Origin of the sequence: Pacificibacter marinus, from assembly GCF_018860505.1 — a bacterium.
Lineage (GTDB): Bacteria > Pseudomonadota > Alphaproteobacteria > Rhodobacterales > Rhodobacteraceae > Celeribacter > Celeribacter marinus_B.
The window spans coordinates 301,741-327,163 of sequence record NZ_JAHKPU010000030.1 but is presented as its reverse complement, the minus strand read 5'-3'; the positions used below and the strand labels follow the sequence as shown (position 1 = coordinate 327,163).

The 25,423-nt window shown below is 51.9% G+C and carries 24 protein-coding genes; 16 read left to right on the top strand and 8 right to left on the bottom strand.

Translation table 11 applies throughout. The features are described from left to right. The coding region (locus KO503_RS11705; protein WP_290122927.1) for an acetyl-coenzyme A synthetase N-terminal domain-containing protein at positions 1–210 on the bottom strand (210 nt) is incomplete at its 3' end. A gap of 504 nt (positions 211–714) precedes the next feature. Here KO503_RS11705 and KO503_RS11700 point away from each other — a divergent pair. Beyond that, positions 715–1,707 carry a LysR substrate-binding domain-containing protein gene (locus tag KO503_RS11700; protein ID WP_215991723.1) on the top strand — a complete coding sequence of 331 codons (993 nt, stop codon included), beginning with the start codon at positions 715–717 and terminating at the stop codon, positions 1,705–1,707. A gap of 427 nt (positions 1,708–2,134) precedes the next feature. On the opposite strand, the gene KO503_RS11695 is transcribed toward KO503_RS11700, so the two are convergent. Continuing rightward, the gene (locus KO503_RS11695) at positions 2,135–2,788 is read right to left on the bottom strand and encodes a GntR family transcriptional regulator (RefSeq protein WP_215991722.1); all 654 of its coding nucleotides are present in this window, start codon (positions 2,786–2,788) and stop codon (positions 2,135–2,137) included. Positions 2,789–3,019: 231 nt separating this feature from the next. Between KO503_RS11695 and KO503_RS11690 the strand changes: the two genes are divergently transcribed. The 5 genes from KO503_RS11690 to KO503_RS11670 all read left to right on the top strand — a co-directional run bounded on the left by KO503_RS11690 (position 3,020) and on the right by KO503_RS11670 (position 9,365). Further along, entirely contained in the window at positions 3,020–4,033 is a 1,014-nt protein-coding gene (locus KO503_RS11690) for a TRAP transporter substrate-binding protein (protein ID WP_215991721.1), read from the top strand. A gap of 111 nt (positions 4,034–4,144) precedes the next feature. Next, positions 4,145–4,945: a TRAP transporter small permease subunit gene (locus tag KO503_RS11685; RefSeq protein ID WP_215991720.1), complete on the top strand. Its 801-nt coding sequence runs from the start codon at positions 4,145–4,147 to the stop codon at positions 4,943–4,945. Between the two features lies 1 nt (position 4,946). Beyond that, positions 4,947–6,575, top strand: a complete 1,629-nt coding sequence (locus KO503_RS11680) for a TRAP transporter large permease (protein ID WP_215991719.1) — start codon at positions 4,947–4,949, stop codon at positions 6,573–6,575. A 127-nt stretch (positions 6,576–6,702) separates the two neighbouring features. Next, the gene (locus KO503_RS11675) at positions 6,703–8,208 is read left to right on the top strand and encodes a UxaA family hydrolase (RefSeq protein WP_252731048.1); all 1,506 of its coding nucleotides are present in this window, start codon (positions 6,703–6,705) and stop codon (positions 8,206–8,208) included. A 257-nt stretch (positions 8,209–8,465) separates the two neighbouring features. After that, a complete protein-coding gene (locus KO503_RS11670) occupies positions 8,466–9,365 on the top strand; it encodes a DMT family transporter (protein ID WP_215991718.1) in 900 nt (299 codons plus the stop codon). A gap of 61 nt (positions 9,366–9,426) precedes the next feature. Here KO503_RS11670 and KO503_RS11665 read toward each other — a convergent pair whose 3' ends face one another. Together KO503_RS11665 and KO503_RS11660 are read right to left on the bottom strand one after the other, a co-directional pair. Then, on the bottom strand, positions 9,427–10,161 hold the full coding sequence (locus tag KO503_RS11665) for an SDR family oxidoreductase (RefSeq protein ID WP_215991717.1): 735 nt from the start codon (positions 10,159–10,161) through the stop codon (positions 9,427–9,429). 12 nt (positions 10,162–10,173) lie between these two features. Next, positions 10,174–11,955: an IlvD/Edd family dehydratase gene (locus tag KO503_RS11660; protein WP_215991716.1), complete on the bottom strand. Its 1,782-nt coding sequence runs from the start codon at positions 11,953–11,955 to the stop codon at positions 10,174–10,176. A 141-nt stretch (positions 11,956–12,096) separates the two neighbouring features. Between KO503_RS11660 and KO503_RS11655 the strand changes: the two genes are divergently transcribed. Both KO503_RS11655 and KO503_RS11650 read left to right on the top strand, forming a co-directional pair. Next, a complete protein-coding gene (locus KO503_RS11655) occupies positions 12,097–12,576 on the top strand; it encodes a hypothetical protein (RefSeq protein WP_215991715.1) in 480 nt (159 codons plus the stop codon). 33 nt (positions 12,577–12,609) lie between these two features. Next, positions 12,610–13,308, top strand: coding sequence for an RraA family protein (locus KO503_RS11650; protein ID WP_215991714.1), 699 nt, complete (start codon positions 12,610–12,612; stop codon positions 13,306–13,308). A gap of 61 nt (positions 13,309–13,369) precedes the next feature. On the opposite strand, the gene KO503_RS11645 is transcribed toward KO503_RS11650, so the two are convergent. Together KO503_RS11645 and KO503_RS11640 are read right to left on the bottom strand one after the other, a co-directional pair. Continuing rightward, positions 13,370–14,293: an NAD(P)-dependent oxidoreductase gene (locus tag KO503_RS11645; protein WP_215991713.1), complete on the bottom strand. Its 924-nt coding sequence runs from the start codon at positions 14,291–14,293 to the stop codon at positions 13,370–13,372. Positions 14,294–14,342: 49 nt separating this feature from the next. Beyond that, positions 14,343–15,104 (bottom strand): SDR family oxidoreductase, encoded by a 762-nt coding sequence (locus KO503_RS11640; RefSeq protein ID WP_215991712.1) that lies wholly within the window; start codon positions 15,102–15,104, stop codon positions 14,343–14,345. Positions 15,105–15,277: 173 nt separating this feature from the next. Here KO503_RS11640 and KO503_RS11635 point away from each other — a divergent pair, with 173 nt between their 5' ends. The 4 genes from KO503_RS11635 to denD are packed head-to-tail and all read left to right on the top strand — an operon-like array spanning position 15,278 to position 19,441. Continuing rightward, complete coding sequence (locus tag KO503_RS11635) at positions 15,278–15,877, top strand: LysE family translocator (protein WP_215991711.1); 600 nt, start codon at positions 15,278–15,280, stop codon at positions 15,875–15,877. Positions 15,878–15,914: 37 nt separating this feature from the next. After that, on the top strand, positions 15,915–17,294 hold the full coding sequence (locus KO503_RS11630) for an FAD-binding oxidoreductase (protein WP_215991710.1): 1,380 nt from the start codon (positions 15,915–15,917) through the stop codon (positions 17,292–17,294). A 10-nt stretch (positions 17,295–17,304) separates the two neighbouring features. After that, entirely contained in the window at positions 17,305–18,456 is a 1,152-nt protein-coding gene (locus KO503_RS11625; RefSeq protein ID WP_215991709.1) for a fumarylacetoacetate hydrolase family protein, read from the top strand. A gap of 19 nt (positions 18,457–18,475) precedes the next feature. Next, positions 18,476–19,441: a D-erythronate dehydrogenase gene (denD, locus tag KO503_RS11620; RefSeq protein WP_215991708.1), complete on the top strand. Its 966-nt coding sequence runs from the start codon at positions 18,476–18,478 to the stop codon at positions 19,439–19,441. Positions 19,442–19,515: 74 nt separating this feature from the next. Here denD and KO503_RS11615 read toward each other — a convergent pair whose 3' ends face one another. After that, positions 19,516–20,463 carry a 2-hydroxyacid dehydrogenase gene (locus KO503_RS11615; RefSeq protein WP_215991707.1) on the bottom strand — a complete coding sequence of 316 codons (948 nt, stop codon included), beginning with the start codon at positions 20,461–20,463 and terminating at the stop codon, positions 19,516–19,518. Between the two features lie 21 nt (positions 20,464–20,484). Beyond that, positions 20,485–21,657, bottom strand: a complete 1,173-nt coding sequence (locus KO503_RS11610; RefSeq protein ID WP_215991706.1) for a pyridoxal phosphate-dependent aminotransferase — start codon at positions 21,655–21,657, stop codon at positions 20,485–20,487. A 146-nt stretch (positions 21,658–21,803) separates the two neighbouring features. Between KO503_RS11610 and ltnD the strand changes: the two genes are divergently transcribed. From ltnD to KO503_RS11590, 4 genes are read left to right on the top strand one after another with little or no spacing between them, the layout of a single operon-like run. Beyond that, positions 21,804–22,712, top strand: a complete 909-nt coding sequence (ltnD, locus tag KO503_RS11605; RefSeq protein WP_215991705.1) for an L-threonate dehydrogenase — start codon at positions 21,804–21,806, stop codon at positions 22,710–22,712. Beyond that, positions 22,709–23,977, top strand: a complete 1,269-nt coding sequence (gene otnK, locus KO503_RS11600) for a 3-oxo-tetronate kinase (RefSeq protein ID WP_215991704.1) — start codon at positions 22,709–22,711, stop codon at positions 23,975–23,977. Before ltnD ends, otnK begins: the two co-directional genes overlap by 4 nt. Continuing rightward, positions 23,974–24,624, top strand: coding sequence for a 3-oxo-tetronate 4-phosphate decarboxylase (gene otnC, locus KO503_RS11595; protein WP_215991703.1), 651 nt, complete (start codon positions 23,974–23,976; stop codon positions 24,622–24,624). Before otnK ends, otnC begins: the two co-directional genes overlap by 4 nt. Next, positions 24,621–25,385 carry a hydroxypyruvate isomerase family protein gene (locus tag KO503_RS11590; protein ID WP_215991702.1) on the top strand — a complete coding sequence of 255 codons (765 nt, stop codon included), beginning with the start codon at positions 24,621–24,623 and terminating at the stop codon, positions 25,383–25,385. The genes otnC and KO503_RS11590 overlap by 4 nt, the downstream gene beginning before the upstream one ends. The last annotated feature ends 38 nt before the right edge of the window (positions 25,386–25,423 follow it).

The window sequence follows — 25,423 nt, the reverse complement described above, 5'->3', positions numbered from 1 at the left end:
GGCATACCATTTGATATCGACTTGGCCGAAGTTGAAATTGGTCTGTTTGACGGTCGTGTAGGGCGTGATCCAATCCAAGATTTTGCCCTGTTCGCCCCAAAACGCCTCAGGATCCGCCACAGAGGCCGCATACATCGCCTCATAGCCCGCGCGATCAACATGAGCAGACGCCGTAAATGCGGCATCGGGTGAATAAGTCTTCGTCGTCATGATCGTCCTCCCTGACTGTGCGGTCCAAGTCGATAGACCGCCACTTACAGGCTTTTTACAGCCATTGGTGTCAAATATCTTGTAACTTACTGGTCATGCTAGATTTTTTTGTAAATGTTTTTTCTATATGGGGGTAATGCTTGTAAAAATTGTTTACTGCTCGTGAAAAGTATTTGATTTACAATTACTTGAGCGCTGTTCAGCTTTAACTGCATGGTGGGCGAGGTGTTTATGTGAGGAAATGAGGGCGCTTACATCAAGTCCGCAGGTGTTTTTGGGGGACATGTCGGAGCATCGCGCAATAGCAAGTTGCCGTCTCAGAGCGACTCGTCCTGAGGGGGGGCGGGTGTAAGTCTTGGAAAAGGTGTCGCATGCTTGAATGAATTGGGCCCTAATCGGGGCCTCTTTTTGAGAGTTGAGATAAAGGGCGCTCTCTTTTTTGCGAGAAGAGTTGCTCTTGCTTCTGATGCCTGTTTAAAATGGTATACCAAATTGGAGCGAATAATGGCGCGCATGAACAGTCTGAACAGTTACGTATTTTTTGAAGCTGTCGCGAGACGGAAATCTGTCACACGCGCGGCAGAAGAGTTATTGGTGTCACCCTCTGCCGTCAGTCAGCAAATCAAGTTGCTGGAGCAGCAATTGGGCATAAAATTGTTTCGCAGAGAGGGGCGAAATTCAAGTCTGACGTTAGAAGGTGAGCAATTGTTTTTGGCCAGTGCGTCCGCCATTCGTATGTTGAAAGACGCAGAACGTCACTTGGGCAGGCAACATGAGGCGCGCAGGCTTAATTTACGCGTGACCCCCAGTTTTGGGGTGCGGTGGCTTGGGCCACGTTTGGCGGATTTTGTACACAACCACCCCGGTTGGGATTTGCGCGTCGATGCTGCCCCTGATCCGACAGATTTTGATCGCGAGATAATGGATTTTGATATTCGCTATGGCCTGTCCGATTGGGGTGGGTTCCATTGCAAGCCGATTTTGCCCGATCAAGTTCTACCGCTGTGCAGTCCGACCATGCGCGATGATTTGCACAAGCGTTTTGGTGCCGACCCCGAAGCTCTGTTGGACGGCGCGCAATTGATCGACAGCGCACGGGCAATTTGCCAATGGGATTTTTGGTTGCACCGGAATGATCTGACGGTGAGCTCGAATATCAAGTCAATTTTGTTGGATCGCTCGTCGCTTGCGCTGCAAATGGCTGTGGATGGGGCTGGAGTAGTACTTGAATCATTGGCGGTTGCTGCGACAGAATTAGAGAACGGCGATCTTGTGCCGTTGACGCCGTCGCTGCCTGTGATCGAATTTCCAGCCTATTGGGTGGTTTGCCCTGCACGACATATGAAGCGGCGTGCAGCGGTCACATTTGTGTCGTGGATGATACAGCAAGCCGATGCACATCGTGCCCTGACAGCACACTTACTGGATCAACATGGTTTGAGTGTCGATGTGATCAAGGCGCCGTCTGAAGTGTTTTGGGGATCAAAACGTCCATAAACAGCAAAGCATTTTTGTGTGTCAACGATCCATCGTTCAGATCAATCTAACGTCTACGCTTTAACTTGGGGCGCGATAGTATTTGTCCTTCGTTTGTCTTGATCGTTTGCGCAGCATCGAATGCGGTCTGCACCATATTCGAATCATTTCCATTCGCTTTCTGATCGTCGAAGCCGACGAAGCGCACTCAGATTGTCGAGCTGGTGAGGTACAGCTGACATTGGGGCTGGCTATATTGCATGTTCCAAGGCTGGTACTTGAGGAGGGAAGGCGCAATGCGAGGGCCATTGTGACTTCCCTTTGACAGTGTCGAGGGGAGGGTGTTTTTAATCATAAGGTCAGAAAATGTGTGATGTCTATTATGATGACTTAACTATGATTGTAGCTCAGCTTAATGATGGCTGGGCCCCTGCTTGATGCAGCTCTGTTAGACCTCAGATTCTTTGGCATATTTGTCTCTTACATTTTCGAGCAGAGCATCAAGGTGAACGCTTATTTTTGCGCACATCACTTCAGGATCGCGGTCACTAAAGGCTTGCATGATGTCATGATGTTGGCGTTTGACACGGTCAGAACTGTCTTTGCGGGACGCTGACAAATAGCGCGCACGCCACAGACGGCGCACAAACGCGCTGTGCGTTTCCGCGAGAACAGCGTTCTTAGAGGCTGCTGCAATCGCCATGTGAAATTCCATATCAAGTTCGAAAAAATCGATACGATCTATCTTGCCCTGACAGCTGTCCATGTGGTCTTGCATGGCTTGAATACGCGTGATGTCTTCTTCGGTTGCATTCTGGCAAGCCAAGGCGCCACTGCGCAGTTCAAGGGCTGTAAGGACTTCAATTACATCAGAAATTTCCTCAAATGACGGATCTGCAACAATGGGGCTGCGCGAGGGGCGCAGCAGCACAAGACCTTCTTTGGCCAAAATGCGAATCGCTTCGCGCATGGGTGTCCGAGAGACATCCAAATCGGTGGCGTGATCACGTTCTTTTATTTGCTGACCAGGGGCGAGGGCCCCTTTCAGGATGTCGCGGCGCAGTTTGTCGGCGATTTGGTCTGGCAGTGCTTTATCGTTCATCGTTTCTATAGCCTACGGTGATTATGTGTTCTGGCTAGCTCAATGTTGTTGCGCGATTAATGATCTTTGGTCCAGAGAAAAGTGAAATAATCGTATTTGGTATACCAAATTTCTGTTGATTGTCGAATGCGACATCGTTAGCCTATTTCTAGATGGTATACCATCTCGACGACAGTTTGAGGATTCTGTCGATGAAGATAACCGGCGAAAGCGCCGATTGGGAGGACGACAATGAAATTTAAGACACTTTTGACAGCGACCGCTGCTGCGACCGTATTGGCTGGCGCAGCCAGTGCGCAAACTCACCTGCGTATCCAAACGCATTACGCGACCGAGCACCCATCAGGTAAACTTGCAGCGCAATTCGTTGATGACGTTCAGACTATGTCTGGTGGCGAAATCACCATCGAGATGTTCTATTCATCATCCGTTGTGGCAACTGTTGAAACATTCGATGCGGCCGTTAACGGCATTCTTGATTGTGACATGACTGGTGGCGCCTACCAAACTGGTAAAGATCCAGCGTTCCAGTTCGTTGGTGACATCATGGGCGGTTACGACACACCTTGGCAGCAGTTGTCTTGGCTTTACTACGGTGGCGGCTATGACGCGGCACAAGCCCTCTACAACTCTGAAGGTATGCAGCTTGTTGGCTGGTGGCTCTACGGTCAAGAATCATTTGCCTCGTCCCGTCCCCTTACAGGTCCAGAAGATCTAAAAGGTTGGAAATTCCGTTCGCCTCCAGGTCTTGAAACAGCTATTTTCACTGAAATGGGCGCAACTCCAATCGTGATGGATTTCACTGAAATCTTTACAGCGCTTGAAACTGGCATCATCGATGGCGCTGATGCGTCCGGTCTTGCCAACAACGTTGGCCTTGGCTTGTACGATATCGTTAAGCACGCCAACTACCCTGGCTTCCACTCTATGCCATCTGACCACCTTGCGTGTAACAAAGCTGTTTGGGACGGCATGAGCGAGCAAGAACGCCGCATCATGGACACAGCAATGCAAAAACTGTCGCTGCACACAGCGCTTTCCAATGAAAAGCTAAACGCTGAAGCGGCTGCAAAGTTGAAAACCCAAGGCGTGACTTTGCACGATTGGTCCGATGAAGATAAAACGGAGTTCCGTACCACAGCTCAAAAAGCGTGGGACACATTTGCTGAAGGGTCACCAAAAGCTGTTGCGTTGGTTGAAAGCCACCGTGGTTACCTCAAGCAATTGGGTCTGCTTTCCGAATAAGACAGGCATAATGATCTAAGATCATGGAATATTTGGGCGAACTGAATTGCATTTGGTTCGCCCTCTCTTTCTCAAAAAAATCAAAAACTTAAATAGTGGGGTGCTAAGCACATGGAAAGCGAGAGCATATGGCTCGGCTCGATGCGCAAACCAATCCGTTTTGGAATGATTGGATTTGCCATAGCTGCCGCCATCACCTTTGCGTGGATGGCGATTCAGACTTTTGTCGCAGCGGAGCCCGTGACAATGTACGATCTACTCAGCCCGTCTGGCGTCTTTTTGGCGCAGATGATTTTGTTCACATTTTCGGGCACGGTTTTACTGACAGCCATTTACCTGTCCGACACGGTCGGTCCGATTGAATCAAAACCGCAAGGGTTTTTTGATATCTTGTCTCTGGTGTGTTCACGCATCTCGATGATTGGTGTTGTCTGTCTTGTTTTGGTGATGTTCTACGAAGTCGTCTCGCGTTACGGATTCAACACGCCAACGCTTTGGGCCAATGAAATGTCCTTATGGATGGCATCGTTTTTGTTCTTGCTTGCGGGGCTTTATGCCATGCAACAACGCAGTCACATCCGTATCTACGTCATCTATGATATCCTGCCACGCTGGATGAAGAAGATGGCTGACGTTATTTCGTTGTTTTTGATCTGGGTCTTTACCTTCGCACTTGTTTGGGGCGGCTTTGATGAAGCGAAACTCAAATTTATGCGCATGGAAACATTTGGCACAGCATGGGATCCACCCATTCCAGCGACGCTCAAACCTGCCATTTTGATCATCATGTGTCTTGTTGCTTTGCAAGCCTTGTCCAATCTCATTGCTGATTGGCACAAAGAGCCCGCCGCGCATGACGATATTGATGAGACTGAAATCGAAAATATCCGCGCGACGTTGAGGGAAGATTGATATGGAATTCTTAGAAGCCTTCGCATGGATGAAAGTGACCGATATTGGCACGCTTTCGCTCCTGCTCTTGCTTGGCATGTTTGCGCTTTTGGCGCTGGGTATGCCGCTTGGCTTTGCCTCTGCCTTTTTGGCCGTTGCAACTTTGGTGATGAAATTCGGCCCTGAGCTGATGTTCAGTGACTTTGGTCGTGGCCCGTTCAACGTGTTGGGGCAGGCCGTTTATCGACAGATGACGAACTATGTTCTGATATCGGTGCCGCTGTTTATCTTTATGGCGTCCTTGTTGGAACGGACCGGCATTGCGCGTGATATGTATTCATCGCTTAATGTTTGGCTGGCACGTACACGCGGTGGTATTGCTGTTGTGACCTCTGTTATGGCGGTGATCATGGCGGCGATGTCTGGGATCATCGGCGGCGAAGTTGTGCTGCTTGGTCTGATCGCTTTGCCACAGATGCTACGTCTTGGGTATAACCAAAACTTGGCCATCGGGACGATCTGTGCCTCTGGGTCTTTGGGCACAATGATTCCGCCCTCTATCGTTTTGATTTTCTATGGTCTCATCACTGAGACATCGATCAAAGCCTTGTTTACGGCGTCATTCCTGCCTGGTTTTATGTTGGCGAGTTTCTTCATTATTTACATCATCATCCGAGTGCGGCTGAATCCATCTTTGGCACCGTTGCCTGAGCCAGATCCCGAAGCGCCACACGGGTCTGAAAAATCGCTGATGTTCCTTGGCTTTATGGCTAAGTTTTCGATGTGGATCACAGGTGTCATCTTTGTCCGTGCGATGTTCTTTACGCTCACAGGTGAAAATGTAGTGGCAGAAGGCGTTGATCCGATCTTCCTTGGGATGGTGAGTGATCTGCCGTTCATCGTAATTGCCTTTGCATTGTCTTATGTCGTGATGCGTTTCGTCGTTGGCAAAGAACGCACTGACGAGGGTTGGCAGATGGGCAAAGGCTTGATCGCGCCAACTGTTGTGATCGGTGTTGTTCTTGGCTCCATTTATGGCGGCATTACGGGCATTACTGAAGCGGCAGGTATGGGCGTTATCGCGGTGTTCACTATCTCTGCGCTGCGTCGCGAGATGACCTTTGATATCGTCTACGACAGTTTGATGCGCACATTGAAATCGACAGGGACCATCATCTGGGTGACCATCGGTGCGGCTGCATTGGCCGCGGCGTACACTCTGGCCGGTGGCCCGACTTACGTTGCCAGCTTGATTTTGGGGGCGGACCTTCCAACCATGGGTGTCATTCTTGTGATGATGTTCATCTTCCTCATCATGGGGATGTTTATGGACTGGGTTGGTATCGTGCTTTTGATTATGCCTGTGTTCTTGCCCATCGTTTTGAAACTGCCAATCGAAGAGATTGGTGTGTTTGGAACGTTGGACCCTAAGAACGTGGCGATTTGGTTCGGTGTGGTATTCTGTATGAATATGCAGGTCTCGTTCCTGTCACCACCCTTTGGCCCTGCAGCGTTCTATTTGAAATCTGTCGCGCCATCGCACATCACTTTGGTCGATATTTTCAAAGGCTTCTTGCCGTTCATCGCGATCCAATTGTTCGCTTTGGCTGTCTTGATCATGTGGCCGTCACTGATTGAAGTGTTCTTGTGATACGCGCACCGCGTACCAAAATTTAAACGTGCAATCTGATGTTGCAAACCTTGCCGGAGCGGCGTACCCGCTCCGGCTCATTTTTGACCGATGATCTGTAACCTCCCTAAATCTCAGGCGAATTCTTATGATAACTGCCCCCATCAACACTGTTAGACTTTCAGATCGCGACAATGTCGTGACCGCTGTTCGTGCCCTTCAAACCGGCGAAGAAGGGGCTATCGAGCTGATCCCACGCGGGCATAAAATCGCGACTGCGGACATTTCCAAAGGGGATGCCGTTCACAAATACGCGCAAATCATTGGTTACGCTGCTGTAGATATCGCCAAAGGCTCGCATGTTCACGTTCACAATCTGGATTTTCGCAATGTGGACCAAGAGCACGCTTTTGGCACCAATATGTTGCCAGCGACGCCCGTGGCTAAACCCGATACATTCATGGGCTACAAGCGCGCAAACGGCCGTGTCGGCACCCGTAATTTCATCGCCGTCCTGACCTCGGTGAACTGTTCTGCCACTGCCGCGAAAATGATTGCCGCGCATTTTACCGACGAAAAATTGGCCGATTATCCCAATGTTGATGGCGTCGCGGCCTTCTGCCACGGCACAGGCTGCGCTATGGGGGGCGATGGCACGGGCTTTGAATTTTTACAACGTACGCTTTGGGGCTATGCAAAAAATCCGAACGTGGGCGGTGTTTTGATGGCTGGATTGGGCTGCGAAATGATGCAGATTGACTGGTTGATTGAATCCTATGGTTTGGTGCCTGGTCCGCGCTTTCAATCGATGAACATTCAAGACGTTGGCGGTCTGCGCAAAACCGTCGAGCTTGGCATCAAAAAAGTCGAAGCCATGTTGCCGATCGTCAATGAAGACAACCGCACTGAATGCCCTGCGTCTGATTTGATGGTTGCGCTGCAATGCGGTGGTTCTGACGCTTGGTCTGGTATCACGGCGAACCCAGCTGTGGGGCATGCTGTTGATCTGTTGGTGGCGCAAGGCGGTACGGGCGTACTGGCTGAAACCCCTGAAATTTACGGCGCGGAACACCTTTTGACGGCGCGTGCCTCAAGCGATGATGTGGCCAACAAGCTGCTTGGCCTGATCGATTGGTGGCAAGAGTACACATCAATCAACAAAGGCAGCATGGACAACAACCCAAGCCCGGGCAACAAAAAGGGTGGCTTGACCACCATCTTGGAAAAATCGCTGGGCGCTGCGGCCAAAGGTGGCACAACGCCTTTGAATGGTGTCTATAAATATGCGGAAACCGTCACAGAGCGCGGCTTTGTCTTTATGGACAGCCCGGGTTATGACCCAGCTTCTGTGACTGGGCAAATCGCTTCTGGCTGTAACTTGGTGGTGTTCACAACGGGGCGTGGGTCTGCGTTTGGCTCCAAACCGTCGCCAACGCTCAAAGTTGCGTCAAACACCGAAATGTATACGCGCATGTCTGAGGATATGGACGTCAATGCGGGTCGTATTCTGACCGAAGGCGCCTCAGTCGAAGAGGTTGGTCGCGAGATCTACGACGCTTGGTTGCGTATGGCATCAGGCGGGCAATCTAAGTCAGAGGCGCAAGGTCTTGGCGATTACGAGTTCGTACCTTGGAACGTCGGCGCTGTGATGTAATGATCTAAACGCCTCTTTGCGCGATTTGCAAAGGGGCTATTGGGCGTGTCCAATGCGCGTTGCAGCTGCGTCAGAGAATAATGATCTGATTGCAGTTGCCTGCGTGTTTTGGTCCGCGCGTAAAATATGTATTGATCTTGGTTGAGGCAAAGCTGTCTATGCTTTTGTTCAAATATATCAGAACAGTCAATTTAGGCCGCGTGCCTGAAGGTTTTAACGACAACGCGCTATGAACGCGTCGGATTAGGAATGCATATATGCCTCGCTCTGTGTTGAAAACGATTGCCCCGCGCGAAGATAAAGTCGGGCTTGGCGTTGCCATGATGGCGCTCGCCATTTTCTTTTTCACCTGCATCGACACTTCGGCGAAATGGCTTATCTTGGCGGGCTTGCCCGCACTTCAGGTCGTGTTCGCCCGATACGCTGTCCATTTCTTATTATCCTTGGTGCTTTTCCTTCCCAAAGAAGGCACTGATGCCTTGCGCACCAACAATCCTTGGAAAGAGTTCTTTAGGGCCGCGTTCTTATTTGGGTCGACGATTTGCAATTTCACCTCGCTGAAATATCTGCCGATCACCGTGACCACGACGATCATGTTTGCAGCCCCCGTGGTGGTGACGCTTTTGGCCATTCCTGTGCTAAAAGAAAAAGTCGGCATTCGCCGTGTTATCGCTGTCTGTGTTGGTTTCATCGGGGTGTTGGTGGTGATGCAGCCTTGGGGGACGGCCTTTCATCCTGCGATGTTTTTGAACATTGCCGCTTTGGCATTGGCTGCGATGTATTTTGTGATGACGCGGTTGTTGGCGGGGATTGAACGCAATTCAACGATGCAGCTTTGGTCGTCTGGTTTGTCCACCCTATGCCTTGCGCCCGTGGCTTTACCAATTTGGGTTTGGCCAACGCAGATCGTAGATCTTATTGTCTTGGGGCTTATTGGAATGTTTGGCGCCTTTGGCCATATCAGCGCCACCTATGCGCACCGTCTGGCAGATGCATCGATTCTGTCGCCAGTTGTTTATATCCAACTGTTTTTGGCGGCGGCCGCCAGCTTTTTGGTGTTCGGCACATGGCCAACATTGTGGACGCTGGTGGGGGGCTTGATTATCATCGGTTCGGGCATCTACATCTGGCAACGCGAGAGATCCAAGATGGCCTAAACACAAAAGCGGGCCGCATCGTAATGACGCAGCCCGCTTCTGGGAGGAACTCTGGTGTTGTTTAGCCGCGCCCGATGTAGGGCATGTTGGTGGCCATAACGGTCATGAACTGTACGTTCGCGCCTTCTGGCAAAGTCACCATATGCAGCACGGAATTCGCGACATTATCCACATGCATTACCGGTTCGATTTCAATTGATCCGTTGGCTTGCGGCATGCCTGTGGTCATGGATTGCGCCATGTCTGTTAGGGCGTTGCCGATATCGATCTGGCCACAAGCGATGTTGAACGGACGACCATCAAGGGAAAGCGTGCGAGTCAGGCCAAGCACGGCATGTTTCGACATCGTGTAGGGCGCAGAACCTAGGCGCGGTACGTAAGATGAAACCGATCCGTTGTTGATGATCCGACCGCCTTGTGGCGATTGCTTGCGCATCAAGCCAAAGGCTGCGCGCGCTGCGATGAATGCACCGCTAACGTTCACATCCATCAGGGTGCGGAATTCATCGACGGACAACTCATCCACTGGCGCACCTTTCATGCCAACACCTGCATTGTTGAACAGCGCATCAACGCGGCCCCATGCGGCGTAAGCTTTGCCAAATTGCGCCTCGACTTCGGCCTCGTTGGTGACATCGCATGGCAAAACCATAGCGTGCTCATACCCTTCTGCGGTCTCATGCAAAGGTGCTTCGCGGCGCCCAACAAGTCCAACTTTCCAGCCTGCTTTCAAAAACGCATGTGCCGTGGCGCGTCCAACGCCGCTGCCTGCGCCTGTTACAATAATTGTTTGCATTTCAGTGTGCTCCTAATGGTTGTCGCGTGGCAAATCTTGCCCGACTTTTTGATAGGCTGTCGCCAGCTCTAAACAGCCGCCGTCAGACAGTTGCCCGACGTTTTTGCGGTAAATTTCTTGCCATGGTGTTTGATTGCGCAGTTCTGGCGGGGTCCATGCATCTATGCGGGCCTGCCATTCGGCGTCGTCTACCATAGCGTTCAGCACACGCGCATTCAGGTCAAGTTTGACCATGTCGCCCGTGTTCAAATGGGCCAAGCCGCCGCCAACAACACTTTCTGGCGAAGCGTTCAAAATGGATGGGCTTTCAGATGTGCCTGATTGACGGCCATCGCCCACGGTTGGTAAATGATTGATGCCTTGGCGAATGATCGCGTCTGGTGGCTGCATGTTCACAACCTCGGCGGACCCCGGATAGCCGACACAGCCAACGCCACGGATGAACAAGATGCTTTTCTCGTCGATCTCTAGGGCAGGATCGTTGATTCGGTCATGGTAATCTTCCGGTCCTTCGAACACCACAGCGCGGGCTTCATAGACGCCTTCGTTGCCGGGCTCTGACAGAAAACGTTCACGGAAATCTTTTGAAATCACGGATGTTTTCATCAAAGCACTGTCAAACAGGTTGCCAGACAACACCATGAAACCAGCGTTTTCACGCATCGGCGCATCATAGGTTTTGATCACGTTTGTGTCTTCGGATTCCAAACCGTTCAGGTTGTCGCCCATCGTTTTGCCTGTGGCGGTCATGGCACCTTGATGAATGCGGCCAGCTTTTTGCAACTCAGCCATCACAGCAGGCACGCCGCCCGCGCGATAAAAGCTTTCGCCCAGATACTCGCCAGCGGGCTGCATGTTGACCAAGAGCGGCACATCAAAACCGACTGTTTCCCAGTCTTTCACGTTCAACTCGACACCGATATGGCGCGCAACGGCTTGCAAATGGGGCGGCGCGTTGGTGGAGCCACCGATGGCAGAGTTGGTGACAATTGCGTTCTCGAATGCTTCGCGCGTCATGATGTCAGAGGGCTTGAGGTCTTCCAAAACCATACCGACGATGCGCTTTCCAGTCTCGTAAGCCATGTTCATACGCTCGCGGAACGGCGCAGGAATGGCAGAGTTTCCTGTCAAAGACATGCCCAATGCTTCGGCCATCGCATTCATTGTCGAAGCAGTACCCATGGTGTTGCAGTGCCCAAGCGAGGGGGCAGATGAACAGGCGCGTTCAATGAATTCTTCGTAGTCAATCTTGCCTTCAGCGAGCAATCGGCGGCTTTCCCAGATGATCGTGCCTGAACCAGCACGCTCGCCTTTCCACCAGCCGTCCAACATCGGACCGCCGTTCAACGCGATGGCGGGAATATCAACCGTAGCCGCTCCCATCAACATCGCGGGCGTGGTTTTATCGCAGCCCGTGGTCAAAACAACGCCATCAATTGGATAGCCGTGCAAGACCTCGACAAGGCCCAAATAGGACAGGTTGCGATCAAGTGCAGCTGTCGGGCGCTTGCCCGTTTCTTGAATCGGGTGGACAGGAAATTCCATCGGAATGCCGCCGCCGTCACGGATGCCAGCTTTGATCCGATCCATCAAAAACACGTGGATTTTGTTGCATGGCGCAAGGTCAGAACCAGATTGCGCGATACCGATAATCGGGCGTTCGTCTTGCAGTTCTTCAACGGTAAAAGCCTGATTTTGATAGCGTTCTAGATAGAGCGCCGTCATGCCCGGGTTATTCGGGTTATCAAACCATTCTTGTGATCTGAACCTTTTTCCTGCCCTCGTATTGCTCATCTTTTGCCCCTCCGTCGTGATTCCTTGACCCGAAAATAGGCCACGTAATTATTGTTGCTTTGCATAGCATCGCGATTTGGTATACCAAATGCAAGAGCAATTATGGATGACGCTTGCGTCAATTGAAGATCGGGATATCAAATGAAACGACTGGCTTTGATCGCGGCAATTTATGTTGCCCCTACCGCTCCACTGAGTGCAGATGAAATGCTGCAATCGCAAAGTCAGGTTGAAACCTGTCTGGCAACACAGATGCAAAGTGGCAGTCCCGTCATTGCCTGCGTGAACGAAGCGCTTGGATCTTGTATTCAGTTCACAGCAGATGCGCCGCAAGCTGCATTGCAGTGTTTTCTTGAGGCGCAAGCAACATGGACACAGTATATCGGCGCGCGCATGGACCTTGTGTTAGACAAAGGCGGCGAAGATATAGCCGCTATCGCTGGCATCGAAGTGAAATTCGATCTGTTGCAAAACAAATTGCAATGTCAGCGGATGACAGAGCTATCGATGTTGCAAGACGCACCGTCCGAGCAGACGCAAGTCGCAGCGGCACGTTGTGATGCGACCGCTAACGGGTTGGTCTTTGCCAAGCTGTTCGCACAATCTGAAAATTTGAAATGATTAACGCCGTAGATTGAAACAAAGGATGTATTAATGCTTGAGCAACCTGCAAAACTAAAAATTAAACGACTTAACCCACGTCCCAGTCAGGCCCAGATCGATGCGTTTCAAGGGGTTCCTACAGGATTTGTCGCAGATGCCATGGACGGCATTGGCGCGATGCATCACAGCATTCAGGCACTGGGCGTTGGCGAGGGGCTACCTTTCGTGGCCGCAGGGCCCGCATTGACCGCCTATAATGGTCCGGGAGATGTGCTGGCCACACTTGCTGCGTTGAGCTTTATCCAAGCAGGGGATGTTCTGGTGGGCAGTGTTGATGGCTTTCAAGGCAGCGCCTCTGTTGGCGATCGCGTTATTGGCATGGCCAAAAACTGCGGCGCTGTGGCTTATGTTACCGATGGTACCATGCGTGATTTTGAAGGCGTGGCCAAGATTGGCCTGCCGTGTTGGTGCACGGGACTGAACCCTAATTCACCTATGATCACAGGTCCGGGGACTGTCGGGTTTGGTGTCCATATCGGTGGGCGTCAAGTTGAGACAGGTGATATGATCGTGGCTGATCGTGATGGCGTGGTCGTGGTGCCTTTCGCTGAAATCGATACCGTGATTGCGCGGCTCGTCGATATTACGGCGCTTGAAACGGCGCTTGATCAAAAGGTCGAAGAGGGGCTGAAAGTACCGGAAGACATTTTGGAAATGCTCGATAGCGACCAAGTCAAATACGTCGACTGATGCATAACGCCGCCCCATATAATGTGCTGGGGCGGCGTTTCTATGGTTTGAAATGGCGTGTTTACTTTGCGCCTTTTCGGACGACTTCGGCCAAATCAAACCCATTCATTTTCGCGACATGATCTGCCAGATGCGGCACATAATCGGCACCATGTCCGTTGGCCTCGACATAGGTGTAATATGATTTCACCGCTTCGCCGACAGGGTTCAATGTGCGTGTGCTGGAAGCCATAGCAGAGGCATAATGCACGTCTTTTGAGGCGTTGGTGATCGAGAACTTATGGATGTCCATATCGCGGCCAACAGCGCAGCCCATGAAGGTTTCAAAGAACCCGTTCGACAAACGCGAGGCACCGATCACATCATTGATAACTTGCGGTGTGACACCTGATTTGACGCCGATGCTAAGGGCTTCAGCATAAAGGGCGGCATAGCCCATGGATATGAAATTCATGATAAGTTTCATCTTATGCGCCGATCCCACAGGGCCGACGTGATTGATGATTCCCGCCCAGCAATCAATGATGGGCAAGACCTTGGCAAAAATCGCCTCATCTGCACCGACCATAGCATCCAGCATGCCAGCTTCGGCTTCTTTTGGCGTACGGCCCAAAGGGGCGTCGACCATGTGCATGCCTGCTGCTTCCAGTTCTTCAGCTAATATGACCGTCGAAGTTGGGTTGGCTGTACTGGAATCAACAACAATCAGTCCGGCTTTTCCGCCAGCCAAAATGCCATCGTCGCCGCGAATGACGGCTTCAACGGAATCACTGTTTGGCAGGCACAAATGAATGACATCGCACAGCGTGGCCATTTCTTTGGGGTTGGTGATTTCAACCGCACCTTTTGAGACAAGATCCTCAATCGGTTCGCGGTTGCTATTGCCCTTAATGTACAGCGGATAGCCGCCTTTAAGGATATTGGCCGCCATACCGTGGCCCATCAAGCCCACGCCAATAAAGCCAACTGTTGGTTTCTCTGTCATCGTTTCCTCCTCCCAAAGGATCAGTGAAATGGATCGTCGCAATATTAGCTTAAAGCGATGCGGTGATACCGCCGTCGACGAATAGTGTATGTCCGTTTACGAAATTCGATGCATTGGACGACAAGAACACTGCCGCGCCCACAAGTTCTTCGATTTGTCCCCAACGCCCAGCAGGTGTGCGTTTTTCCAACCATGAGCTGAACTCTGGATCAGCCACGAGGGCGGCATTGAGTGGCGTGTCAAAGTATCCCGGCGCGATGGCGTTACAATTCAATCCAAGCGGAGCCCAATCCGTGGCCATGCCTTTGGTCAGATTGGCAACTGCGCCTTTTGTGGCGGTGTAGGGCGCAATACCGGGGCGCGCGAGCGCGGTTTGAACAGACGCGATGTTGATGATTTTACCAGTGCCGCGTTTGATCATGTGAACCGCAACAGCTTGGCCAACATTAAACACAGATGTCACGTTGGTTTTCATCAGCTGTTCAAATTTATCTGCGGGGAACTCATGCAATGGGGTGCGGTGCTGCATGCCTGCATTGTTGAACAAGATATCGATAGGGCCGTGATCTGCTTCAAAGCCGTCAACTGCGGCAGCAACGCCAGCATGGTCTGTGACGTCAAACGGCAGAGTGAAAACGGCGTGGCCCTCGGCGCGTAATTCTGCTGCTGCGGCGTCAAGTTTGTCTGCGCCGCGTGCATTGAGGATCACTTGCGCCCCTGCTTCGCATAGCCCGCGTGCAAGCGCGAAGCCGATGCCCATTGATGAGCCAGTGATAAGGGCGGTTTTTCCGGTGAGATCGAACAGTTTCATAGGGGGGTGATGTCCTTTGAGTGGGTTATTATTTGTAAGCTTGCAACTTGGTCTTGATGCTTCTAAAAAATGGTATACCATTTTGGAAGTTATGCAAGACATGTGCGAAGTCCGTTCTCGACTTTGCGGGAGAGGATCCTCATGAAAACGAATTCAACTTCGGCTGTCGTAAAATGCTGATCTTTCTGAGCGCTGTCTTTTTTCTTATTGTCACCCCTGGGCCCGGTGTTTTGTCGGCAGCAGGTGTCGGCGCTGCTTTCGGGTTCCGTGTCGGTCTGCGCTATGTTGTGGGATTGTTTATTGGGTCTAATCTTGTGGCGCTGGCATCCATCTCAGGCATTGCCGCTGTGCTGCTGTCCCAGCCCGCCGTGCGCACTGTGTTGTTGGTGTGTTCGGTCATATACTTGACGTATCTCGCGGCCAAAATTGCGTTTGCAGGATCGAAAATAGCCTTTATCGAGGCTCAAAACGCGCCGGGCATAAGGCAAGGAATTCTGCTGCAAGCTATCAACCCCAAGGCCTATAGCGTCAATATCGCGTTCTTTTCGGGTTTTGCATTTATTCCCGACAACTTGATTTTGGAGGCAGGTGTCAAGCTTGCCTTAATCGCGCTGCTGTGGATACCGATACATCTGGGCTGGCTCTATGCAGGGGTTGTTTTGCACAGGTTGGACTTGGCTGAAAAGACCCAGCGTAGAATCAATTACGTCATGGCAGCTTCTATGATGTTGGTCGTTGCTTTGGCCATACTTTCAATGCGCGGGACAGGGTGATGCATCCTTTAACCTGCGCCATGACAAGGACTTTCATATGACAATTCAATCTGCTCTTAAGGCGCTTGAACGACTTTTGGGAGATCGTTTGGTGACGTCTGACGCCGTGCGTGCACAGCATGGCGAGAATGAAACATACTTTCCCCATACGCCGCCTGATGCCGTTGTTTTCCCCGAGAACACCGAAGATGTGTCGCAGATCGTCAAGCTGTGTAACACCCACGCCTGTCCGATTGTGGCCTATGGTGCAGGCACGTGTCTGGAAGGGCAGCACTTGCCAGTTCAAGGTGGCGTGATGCTTGATTTTTCTAAGATGAACACTGTTTTAGAGGTGCATGACGAAGATCTTACAGTAACGGTCCAACCCGGTTTGACACGTGAAGAGTTGAACATGCATTTGCGCGACACGGGGTTGTTCTTTTCTGTCGATCCCGGGGCGAATGCATCGATTGGTGGCATGGCCGCAACGCGTGCCTCTGGCACGACGGCTGTCAGATACGGCACAATGAGTGACAATGTTTTGGCGCTTGAGGCCGTGATGGCCGATGGTTCAATCATTCGCACTGGCACAGGCGCGCGCAAAACGTCGTCTGGGTATGACCTCACCCATCTGTTGATTGGGTCCGAAGGCACGCTCGGCATCATCACAGAATTGACCGTCAAATTGCATGGTGTCCCAGAGGCGATGTCCGCTGCGACCTGTTATTTTGACAGTATCGAGGACGCGGTGAATACCGTGATTCTGACCATTCAATCGGGCATCCCGATGGCGCGTATCGAACTGTTGGATGACGTTATGGTCCGCGGTTTTAACATGTACTCTAAAAGTGATCTGCCTGAGAAACCGCATCTGTTTGTTGAATTCCATGGCTCACCTTCATCTGTTGCCGAACAAGCGGAAAGCTTTGGCGATATCGCAGCCGAGTTTTCAGCGCAGGCCTTTTCATGGACGTCTAAAGCCGAAGAACGCACAGCTCTTTGGGCGATGCGTCACAAAGCCCATTACGCATCACGGGCGCTGAGCCCGGGCAAGCATTTGATGTCTACCGACGTTTGCGTGCCGATCTCGCGACTGGCCGAAGCTGTGATGGAAGCCAAAGACAGCAGCCTGCGTTTGGGGCTGACCTCGACACTTGTTGGCCATGTTGGAGATGGAAATTTCCACTGTGGCATTGGTGTCGATCCTGAAGATGCAGAGGAACTCGCGCGGGTCAAAGCCTTCAGCGACAATCTGTGTGAGCTTGCGCTGCGCCTTGGTGGCACTGTGACTGGCGAACACGGGATCGGCCTTGGCAAAGCGAAATATATGGAAGCCGAACACGGACCTGCGGTCGCATTTATGCGCGCCGTCAAAACTGCGCTGGACCCCAATAACATTCTAAACCCCGGCAAGATTTTTCCTGCCGCAGACTTGTGAAAGTAACGCTATGATTCCCTTTTCTAATCCAACACCTGATGCCACTTTCGTAGGTCGCGTGTGGCGCCCCAATATCGGTCCTTGTGTTGTTGTCTTGCGCGGCGATGCTGTGATCGACATCACGTCAAAAGATGCGCCCACCATGCGCGATCTTTTGGAACGTGACGATCTGCTTGCCTTCGTGCGTGCGGCCAAGGGCGAAGTTATTGCGACATTGAGTGATGTTGCCAAAGGCTCTGTAGAAGGTGCGGACGACACGGCTTTGCATTTTTTGCCGCCATCAGATTTGCAGGCGATCAAAGCCTCTGGCGTCACCTTTGCCGAAAGCATGGTCGAGCGGGTGATCGAAGAGCAGGCCGCAGGCAATGCGGATCGCGCCGAAGAAATTCGCGCACGCGTCAAAGCTCGTATCGGTGATAGCCTGTCGGGCATCCTACCGGGGTCCGACAAAGCGATGGAGATCAAATCGATCTTGCAAGCCGAAGGCCTGTGGTCTCAGTATTTGGAGGTGGGCATTGGCCCCGACGCAGAAGTTTTCACCAAGTCGCAACCCATGGGGGCCGTAGGCTGGGGCGCTTCTGTTGGCTTGCATCCGATGTCGAGCTGGAACAATCCCGAACCCGAAATCGTCTTGGCAGTCACATCAACGGGCAAAGTTGTGGGCGCGACCTTGGGCAATGATGTGAACCTGCGCGATGTTGAAGGGCGCTCGGCTTTGCTTTTGGGTAAGGCCAAAGACAACAATGCTTCCTGTTCCATTGGGCCTTTTGTGCGGTTGTTCGATGACGACTTTGGCATGGAAACTGTACAAAACGCTGAGGTGGATTTGAAAGTCACCGGCGACGATGGCTTTGTGATGGATGGGCGGTCTTCGATGAACAAAATCTCGCGCACGCCGCAAAGCATTGTCGACCAAACTATAGGCCGTCATCATCAATACCCCGACGGCTTTTTCCTATTTCTTGGCACGCTGTTTGCGCCGGTCAAAGACCGCGACACTAAGGGGCAGGGCTTTACGCATAAAATGGGCGACGTGGTGACCATTTCGGAACCTACGCTCGGGGCGCTCACCAATACGGTGCGCCTATCAACGGAATGTCCGGCGTGGACGTTCGGCACATCAGCTTTGATGCGCAACCTCGCCGCACGCGATCTAATCTAATAAAACTGGGAGATAGGTTATGAAAATTCTTATTGTTGGGGGCGGCGGTTTCGTCGGTCAAAAACTGGCACATTCACTTGCCGCGCACGGTACAATGCGTGGGGAAACGATCGACACGCTTGTATTGGCGGATGTTGTCGATCCCGCGACTGTTGAAGCGCCTTTTGCGGTTGAAACAGCCACATGCGACATCTCGGATGCGGCGCAAGTGAACCAACTGATTTCCGAAGATGTTGATGTCATCTATCTGTTGGCCGCCATTGTGTCAGGTCAAGCCGAAGAAGACCTCGATCTGGGAATGCGTATCAACATGATGGGCACGCTAAATGTTCTTGAGCGTTGCCGTGCTTTGCCGCACGCGCCTGTGGTTGTGTTCACATCCTCTGTGGCCTGTTTCGGTGGCGATTTGCCAGATGTGATTACGGATCAGACCTTGCTCAATCCGCAGACATCTTACGGTGCGCAAAAGGCCATCGGCGAATTGCTGGTCAACGACTATTCCCGCCGTGGTTTGATCGATGGGCGCGGTTTCCGCCTGCCAACGATTTCTGTACGCCCTGGGAAACCCAATCGCGCGGCTTCTGGATTCATGTCGTCGATTTTCCGTGAGCCTTTGAACGGGATCGCATCCAATTGCCCCGTCAGCCGTGATTTCCCACACTTCTATCTGTCGCCACGTAAATGCATCGAAAACCTGATCAAGGGGGCCGAAATCCCTGCCGAAGACTTTGGTCCAAACCGCTGCATGACCATGCCAGGTCAGAATTTGACCATTGGTGAAATGATCGATGCGATGACAGCTGTAGCAGGGCCTGAGCCTGAAAAACTGATCACCTACGAGGCTGACGATGCTGTTTGGGCCATCGCCAAAGGCTGGCAGTTTAAGTTTGAAACCAAGAAAGCACTTGCACTTGGCTTGACCGCTGATGAGAGCTTTGAAGACAACATTCGTTACTACATCGAAGATGATCAGCCCAACGCGTGATCGTCTTTGCTAAAGACATAGATATGAAAAAGGGCGCCCGATTGAGGCGCCCTTTTTTGGTGTTTTGGTTCGGTTTAGTTGACGGGGGTTAACAAGTCCGCACCCGCAAGATGCGCTGACACATTTTCCAGCTGCAATTCGGCCATCGCGCGGCGTGTTTCAACCGTTCCTGATCCTTGGTGTGGCTGCAAAACAGCTGTTTCCAAGGCATAAAACCGTTCGTCAATTTTGGGCTCATCGTTGAACACATCAAGACCGGCACCGGCGATTGTACCATTGGCCAAGGCTTCGATCAGGGCCTCTTCGTCGATGGTGCTGCCGCGTGAAATGTTGACGATTACGCCGCGTGGACCAAGGGCTGCGATGGCTTCGCGCGAGATGTATTTCTCGGTCGCCTTGCCGCCAACAAGTGCTACGACAAGATAATCAACCGCGGTGGCCAAAGACACCACATCCGCGTGATATGTCCAACCCGGCGTCTGTTTTTCAGAACGCGTATGGTAGTGAATATCCATTTTGAACGCCGCCAAACGGTCCGCGATATCGCGACCAATCCGACCAAGCCCGACGATCCCAACGGTAGACCCAGACATTTTGCGATTCAGTGGCAAGTTTTCACCCGCAGCCCATTTGCCAGAACGGACCAAAGCGTCGCCTGCCACCATGTTGCGGGACTGAGCGATCATCATGCCCACGGCAATATCTGCCACATCATCGTTCAAAACATTCGGTGTGTTCGTCACTTTGACGCCGCGCGCAGAGGCATCTTCAACATTGATCGCATCATAGCCAACGCCGTAGTTCGCGATGATTCCAAGGTTTGGTAGCAAATCCATGACTGCGCCGTTCAAAGGGGTGTGGCCTTTGAACGCGATGGCTTTGACTGTGGCACGTGATGCCTCAGACAAGTTCGCAACCTCATCGGGCGCACCTGCAAAGCAGGTGGCATGTGCCGTCTCAAGGCGGGTGCGCTCTTCGTCTGAAAAAGCTGCGCCAAGGATAAGAAGTGGTGTGTCGGTCATTTGGAATGCCCTTTCAAAAATTTACAGTAGGCCACGAATGCGGCGGATGGCTTCGATGATGTTCTCGGTTGAGTTCGCATAAGAAAAACGCAAAAATCCTTCGCCCCAAGCCCCGAATGATGTCCCTGCAACGGTCGCGACACCCGCGTCGTTCAGGAATTTATTTTGTGCTTCGACAGCTGTCATACCTGTCCCTTCGATATTGGCAAAGGCATAGAACGCGCCAGCGGCATCGGGGCAACGTACACCAGGCAGGGAGTTGAGGTCTCGCACGATGACTTCGCGCCGCGCATCGAACTGAGCAACCATGCTGTGCACAGCAGTTTGCGGTCCATTCAATGCTTCCATCGCCGCAAATTGTGTCGCGGCATTGACACAAGAATGATCGTTGATGCACAGGCGCGTGACGTGATCGACCATAGAGTCCGGCCAAACGGCATAGCCAATGCGCCATCCTGTCATGGCATATGTTTTTGACCAACCATCTAACATGATCAGTCGATCTCGTATTTCCGGATATTGCAAAAGACTGACGTGTTCGCGCCCACCATATAGCATGTTGGAATAGATCTCATCGGACATCAACGCCACATGGGGATGTTCTAGCAGCCCCGCGACCAGCTTATCGATTTCCACTTTGGGCGTCACACCGCCTGTTGGGTTGGCGGGGCTGTTGATGATGATCAATCGTGTTTTGTCGGTGATTTGGGCAAGCACATCTTCAGCAGAAAAGGCAAACCCGTTTTTCTCTTTCAACGCCATTGGTACAGGGGTTGCCCCTGAATAGTTGATCACGCTTTCATAGATGGGAAAGCCGGGGTTGGGGTAAATGATTTCCACGCCAGGTTGGCCGAACATCGTGATGGCAAAAAACATTGTCGGTTTGCCTCCAGGGACGACGACAATATTTTTCGGATCGACTTCAACATCGTGACGACGGTGTAAATCTGCGACCACAGCTTCGCGCAGTTGCGGCAGACCGTTTGCAGGTGTGTAGCCGTGGTGCCCGTCACGTAAGGCCTTGATGCCCGCTTCGACGATATTTTCGGGCGTTTGAAAATCGGGTTGGCCGATGCCAAGATTGATAATGTCGCGACCTTGCGCTGCCAAGTTTTGAGCGCGTGCCAAAACTTCGAAAGCGGATTCTGTTCCGAGACGTGACAGACTGTCTGCAAATTGCAGCTGAGCTTTCATGCGGCGATCCTCCCTTTGCGTCGGCCAAAGCATCTGACGCGAATTGTGCATTGCCATACGAATATGCATTTTGGTATACCAAATTCAAGCAATCAGTTCGCGTGATGCGACTTTGATTTCAAAATTTCACAAAGATGGGGCGGAATATGAGCGGAATTAAACAGACAGTTGGCGTGATTGGCCTTGGATCTATGGGGTTCGGCGTGGCGCAATCTGCCTTGCGTGCAGGGCACACCGTTCATGGTTTTGATATCAATCCCGCGCAAGTCGAGCGTTTTCAGTCGCTTGGTGGATCTAAAGGCACGATGGAAGAGGTTGCTGGCGATCTCGATACCGTGGTGATCATTGTCCTGAACGCGGCTCAGACTGAATCTGTTTTGTTCGGATCAAACGGAATTGCCGCAAAACTGCGCAAGGGGGCTGCGATTTTGTCGAGCGCCACTGTCGCGCCAGATTTCGCGCGCGATATGGAAAAACGGTGTCAGGATCTCGGACTGCTCTATTTGGACGCACCAGTGTCCGGCGGCACAGGTCGCGCCGCGACAGGTGAGTTGTCAGTGATGTCGTCTGGCAGTGCAGAAACCTATGAAGCCCTTGCCCCAACGCTTGATGCGATTGCATCGAATGTCTTTAAACTGGGCGATAGCGCGGGCGCAGGCTCGGCGATGAAGGCGGTGAATCAATTGTTGGTTGGCGTGCAAATTGCCGCCTGCGCAGAGGCGATGACCTTTGGCATCTCGCAAGGCATCGAACCCGAATTGATGATTGATGTGATCAGTAAATCTGCCGGCACCAGCTGGGCACTGGAAAATCGTGGGCCTAAAATGGCTGCGGCTGATTATAGTCCCGCGAGTTTGATCAACATTTGGCCAAAAGACCTTGGGATCGTGCAAGATATTTCGCGCGGATCACAGTTTGCCACGCCGATCGCGTCAGCCGCTTTGCAAGTGTATTTGACGGCACAAGGCATGGGGCTGGGGCTTGAGGATGACTCGGCCATCACCAAAGTTTACGCCGCTCAATCCAACATCACATTGCCGGACCCAAAATCATGAAACCTGTATTAGGCTGTATTGCAGATGATTTCACGGGCGCCACAGATTTGGCGGGCTTGCTGTCTCGTTCTGGCGTCGCTGTTCGGCTGCGCTTGGGTGTGCCCTCTACGCCGCCCACGGACACTTCGGCATTCGAAGTGATTGCATTGAAATGTAGAACCTCGCCGGTGGATGAGGCTGTCGCGGAATGTCGTGCAGCGCTGGCATGGCTAAAGGCAGCTGGCGCTGAGCGTTTTTTTTGGAAATATTGCTCGACATTTGATTGCACATCCGAAGGCAATATCGGTCCCGTAGCTGAGGCTTTGATGGCTGATATCGGTGCGGAACAAACGATTTATTGCCCCGCATTTCCAGAAAATGGTCGCTCTATTTACATGGGTAATTTGTTTGTCGGGCAGCAACCTTTGGCGGAAAGCCCGATGAAAGATCATCCGCTGACACCGATGACGGATAGCAATTTGATGCGATTGTTGACGCCACAAGTCACCAAGCCTGTAGGCCTTGCTGCACAGCGTGTCGTGGCACAAGGTGCGAAAATGCTGCGCAGCGAACTTGCAGCATTGCAGGACGAAAATGTCGCTCATGTTGTCGTGGATGCTGTGGCAGACGAGAACTTACAAACCATCGCCGAGGCGTGTTGGGATATGAAGCTGATGACGGGGGGCAGTGCCGTCGCAATGCCTTTGCCGAGTATCTATGTCAAACATGGGCTTTTGCCCAGCAATGCGCCTTCTGCCGTCAAGCCTAATTTGCCTGATGAAGCTGTCATCCTGTCTGGCAGTTGTTCCAAAATGACACGGGCACAGGTGGCTGCTTATAGTCTGTTAGCGCCTAGTTTCCGCCTTGATCCGATTGAACTGGCCGAGCACGGGGCTGGTGCGGCCTTGCGCTGGTTGGCTGAGCAAGATTTGACAATGGCCCCTTTGATCTATGCTTCGGCTGAGCCAGATCAGGTACGTGCTGCACAAGATGCTTTGGGCGTGGCCCGCGCTGGTGCAATTGTCGAAGAGGCTTTGGCCGAACTTGTTATTGCCGCCCGAAATCAAGGCGCAAGACGCATTATCGCGGCAGGTGGTGAAACCTCTGGGGCGATTGCTTTGGCACTGGGTATTTCAGATTTGGCCATTGGCGCAGAAATCGCACCCGGTGTCCCGTGGTGCTATGCTGTATCAGGTGGACATGATATTGCTATTGCATTGAAATCGGGCAATTTTGGCACAGAAACATTCTTCACAGATGCTTTGAACGCATTGGAGCAGTCATGAGTACAGAAGCGCGTTTGCGTGAACAGATTTGCGTTCTTGCCAAGTCGATGTTTGATCGCGGCTTGACCGGTGGCAGCACAGGCAACATCTCTGCGCGCACGGAAGACGGCGGGCTTTTGGTATCGCCAACAGGCACGAGCTTTGGGCAGCTTGATCCGGCCAAGCTTAGTCGATTTAACGCAAAAGGCGTATTGATTGGTGGTGATCAACCAACCAAAGAAATGCCCCTTCACTCTGCGTTCTATGACACGCGTTCATCGGCGGGGGCTGTGGTGCATTTGCATTCGTGTCATTCGGTGGCCCTATCGATGTTGCCAGATGTCGATCCTGATAATTTCATCCCACCTGTGACGCCTTATGCGATTATGAAGCTGGGAAAAGTCAAATTGTTGCCGTTCTTTTTGCCGGGTGATCCTGCGATGGGACAGGCCGTGCGTGGACTTGCGGGAAAACGCTCAGCGGTGATGCTGGCCAATCACGGACCTGTGGTCGCAGGCAAAGACATCGAGGCGGCCTGCAACGCGATTGAAGAGCTGGAAGAAAGTGCCAAGCTTGCCTTTATGCTGCGCAGCATGAAGGCCAATATATTGACGGATCAGCAGGTTGAAAATGTTGTCCAAAAATTTAATGTGGAGTGGGATGCATGAAATTATCTGCGAACTTAGGTTTTCTTTGGGCAGATCGTTCACTGCCTGATGCGATTAGAGCAGCCAAGGCGGCAAATTTTGACGCTGTGGAATGCCACTGGCCTTATAATACTGAAATTAAAGATATATCGGATGCTCTGAACGAGACAGGTTTGCCAATGCTTGGCTTGAACACCAGTCGAGGTGACACATCAAAAGGCGAAAATGGACTGTCGGCTTTGGTCGGGCGTGAGGCTGACGCCCGCGCGGCTATCGACGAAGCATTGGCTTATGCAACTGCGTTAAATGTCCCCAATATTCATGTCATGGCAGGCTTTGCATCTGGGCAGGCTGCCCATGAGTGCTTTGTTGAAAATCTCACATATGCCTGCGAAAATGCTGCGCAGCATGGCATTACAATTTTGATCGAACCTTTGAATAAATATGATGCGCCAAATTACTTTTTGTCGACCACCGAACAGGCGAAAAAAGTGATCTCGGATGTGGGCTTGCCGAACCTCAAATTGATGTTTGATTGCTACCATGTGCAGTTGATGGAAGGCGACATTGGGCACCGGTTGGAAGCCATGCTTCCCTTGATCGGGCACATCCAATTTGCATCCGTGCCTGATCGTGGCGCGCCCGATCATGGCGAGCTGAATTACGCACATGTTTTTCAGGTTATTCGTGATCTCGGTTACATCGCGCCACTTGGTGCTGAGTACAAGCCGAACGGTGACACAGATGCCTCTCTAAGCTGGATGAAAACACTTTTGACCTAAGCCACCTGAGGCGCTCACGTCACAGGTCGCGTTTGAAC

Excerpts from the sequence above, each read along its gene's own strand:
- KO503_RS11625 (WP_215991709.1), top strand. The coding sequence starts at position 17,305 with ATGATTCCCTTTTCTAATCCAACACCTGATGCCACTTTCGTAGGTCGC.
- ltnD (WP_215991705.1), top strand. The coding sequence starts at position 21,804 with ATGAGCGGAATTAAACAGACAGTTGGCGTGATTGGCCTTGGATCTATG.
- KO503_RS11640 (WP_215991712.1), bottom strand. The coding sequence starts at position 15,104 with ATGAAACTGTTCGATCTCACCGGAAAAACCGCCCTTATCACTGGCTCA.
- otnK (WP_215991704.1), top strand. The coding sequence starts at position 22,709 with ATGAAACCTGTATTAGGCTGTATTGCAGATGATTTCACGGGCGCCACA.
- KO503_RS11695 (WP_215991722.1), bottom strand. The coding sequence starts at position 2,788 with ATGAACGATAAAGCACTGCCAGACCAAATCGCCGACAAACTGCGCCGC.
- KO503_RS11630 (WP_215991710.1), top strand. The coding sequence starts at position 15,915 with ATGACAATTCAATCTGCTCTTAAGGCGCTTGAACGACTTTTGGGAGAT.
- KO503_RS11665 (WP_215991717.1), bottom strand. The coding sequence starts at position 10,161 with ATGCAAACAATTATTGTAACAGGCGCAGGCAGCGGCGTTGGACGCGCC.
- KO503_RS11610 (WP_215991706.1), bottom strand. The coding sequence starts at position 21,657 with ATGAAAGCTCAGCTGCAATTTGCAGACAGTCTGTCACGTCTCGGAACA.
- KO503_RS11690 (WP_215991721.1), top strand. The coding sequence starts at position 3,020 with ATGAAATTTAAGACACTTTTGACAGCGACCGCTGCTGCGACCGTATTG.
- KO503_RS11680 (WP_215991719.1), top strand. The coding sequence starts at position 4,947 with ATGGAATTCTTAGAAGCCTTCGCATGGATGAAAGTGACCGATATTGGC.
- KO503_RS11645 (WP_215991713.1), bottom strand. The coding sequence starts at position 14,293 with ATGACAGAGAAACCAACAGTTGGCTTTATTGGCGTGGGCTTGATGGGC.
- KO503_RS11615 (WP_215991707.1), bottom strand. The coding sequence starts at position 20,463 with ATGACCGACACACCACTTCTTATCCTTGGCGCAGCTTTTTCAGACGAA.
- KO503_RS11590 (WP_215991702.1), top strand. The coding sequence starts at position 24,621 with ATGAAATTATCTGCGAACTTAGGTTTTCTTTGGGCAGATCGTTCACTG.
- KO503_RS11700 (WP_215991723.1), top strand. The coding sequence starts at position 715 with ATGGCGCGCATGAACAGTCTGAACAGTTACGTATTTTTTGAAGCTGTC.
- KO503_RS11685 (WP_215991720.1), top strand. The coding sequence starts at position 4,145 with ATGGAAAGCGAGAGCATATGGCTCGGCTCGATGCGCAAACCAATCCGT.
- KO503_RS11675 (WP_252731048.1), top strand. The coding sequence starts at position 6,703 with ATGATAACTGCCCCCATCAACACTGTTAGACTTTCAGATCGCGACAAT.
- KO503_RS11650 (WP_215991714.1), top strand. The coding sequence starts at position 12,610 with ATGCTTGAGCAACCTGCAAAACTAAAAATTAAACGACTTAACCCACGT.
- denD (WP_215991708.1), top strand. The coding sequence starts at position 18,476 with ATGAAAATTCTTATTGTTGGGGGCGGCGGTTTCGTCGGTCAAAAACTG.
- otnC (WP_215991703.1), top strand. The coding sequence starts at position 23,974 with ATGAGTACAGAAGCGCGTTTGCGTGAACAGATTTGCGTTCTTGCCAAG.
- KO503_RS11660 (WP_215991716.1), bottom strand. The coding sequence starts at position 11,955 with ATGAGCAATACGAGGGCAGGAAAAAGGTTCAGATCACAAGAATGGTTT.
- KO503_RS11655 (WP_215991715.1), top strand. The coding sequence starts at position 12,097 with ATGAAACGACTGGCTTTGATCGCGGCAATTTATGTTGCCCCTACCGCT.
- KO503_RS11635 (WP_215991711.1), top strand. The coding sequence starts at position 15,278 with ATGCTGATCTTTCTGAGCGCTGTCTTTTTTCTTATTGTCACCCCTGGG.
- KO503_RS11670 (WP_215991718.1), top strand. The coding sequence starts at position 8,466 with ATGCCTCGCTCTGTGTTGAAAACGATTGCCCCGCGCGAAGATAAAGTC.